2 protein-coding genes are annotated in these 1248 nt (G+C 42.9%); one reads left to right on the forward strand and one right to left on the reverse strand.

The genetic code is table 11. The annotated features are described in order from the left end of the window. Positions 1-53: 53 nt before the first annotated feature. Positions 54-248 carry a transposase gene (locus QUA42_RS27570; protein WP_445301386.1) on the reverse strand — a complete coding sequence of 65 codons (195 nt, stop codon included), beginning with the start codon at positions 246-248 and terminating at the stop codon, positions 54-56. A gap of 285 nt (positions 249-533) precedes the next feature. Between QUA42_RS27570 and QUA42_RS27575 the strand changes: the two genes are divergently transcribed. Further along, positions 534-1031: a helix-turn-helix domain-containing protein gene (locus QUA42_RS27575; RefSeq protein ID WP_333141865.1), complete on the forward strand. Its 498-nt coding sequence runs from the start codon at positions 534-536 to the stop codon at positions 1029-1031. Positions 1032-1248 lie beyond the last annotated feature (217 nt).

Raw genomic sequence — 1248 nt, forward strand, 5'->3', positions numbered from 1 at the left:
TGGCATGGGTCGTGCGATCGGGGCAGCATCAGAGACTACTTCCAGTTTACACCCTAACCGCCTTGGCGGTTGCTATAGAAGCACAACAGAATGCAGGCGATTGTAATCATGGCTGTATAATTGGCAGCCAGCTTATCATATCGAATAGCGAGCCGATTCCATTGCTTGAGTCGGTTGATAGCACGTTCAACAAAGTTGCGTTGTCGGTAGATTTCACAGCAGCCTTTTTCTATCTGCCTGTGAGGGATATCTGACTTTGTCCATTCTCAGTTTAACTGCTTGTTAGTCGCCGAGCCCGTCTCCACCGCAGCCCGGTCTGTGGCTGTGCATTTTATGTCATTTGTCAATTACAATTTATACCAAATTAGATGCGATCAACCTGCACTAATAACCAATAAATATGGTTCACTTTAACGTTGCCTTTCAACTCTTTAACTCCTTCACCGACCTTACCTTATACCAATTTCCTAAAGTAGTGCTACAATTAGTAAAGGTGATTTTTGTAAGTTAGTAGCCAAACAGAAGGAGGAAAAATGTCAGGAGTGGTCAAAATTGAGATTCGGGAAACAGAAGAAGAACTAAAAGCTCTTCTGGGGAGAGAGAAAGACGCTCACCGCCACGAAAAATTACAAGTTCTGTATTGGCTCAAAACCCAAACGGTAGACAGCGTATTGTCTGCTGCTGTGCGGTTAGGGAAACATCGTACCACAATACAAAGATGGCTGTCTAGTTATCGCTCGGGGGGAATAGAAGAATTATTATTGCAGAAACCTCGTTCGGGAAGACCAAGAATAATGAATCCTGAAACTGTAGAGAGATTATCAAAGGAATTACAAGAACCAGAAGGATTCAGTAGCTACAAAGAAGTACACCAATGGCTGACAAGCTGCTGTGAAGTAAAAGTGGCATATCGTACAGTACACCAATGGGCCAGATATCGGCTGAAAGGAAAATTAAAAGTCCCGCGTCCGGTGAGTGAAAAACAGAAACCTGGGGTAGTAGAAGAATTTAAAAAAAACTCTCATCTCTAATTAAAAGCAGTCGGAGTCAGAGCGAGAGCTTTTTAAAACAGTGGAAAAAAATTCGCTATTGGAGCCAAGACGAAAGTCGAATGGGGCTACACACAATTCACAGAAGGAAATGGGTACATCTCACTTTGGCAAATACATCAAATTGAAAGTTGACCGTTGAGATAAGCACAGCGAAGAGCCAGGATAGAGGAAACGTTCTGAATATTCCATTGCGCTC

It is taken from the genome of Microcoleus sp. Pol11C2 (assembly GCF_036701505.1).
Lineage (GTDB): Bacteria > Cyanobacteriota > Cyanobacteriia > Cyanobacteriales > Microcoleaceae > Microcoleus.

Coding starts and splice junctions, on each gene's coding strand:
- QUA42_RS27575 (WP_333141865.1), top strand. CDS start 534: ATGTCAGGAGTGGTCAAAATTGAGATTCGGGAAACAGAAGAAGAACTA.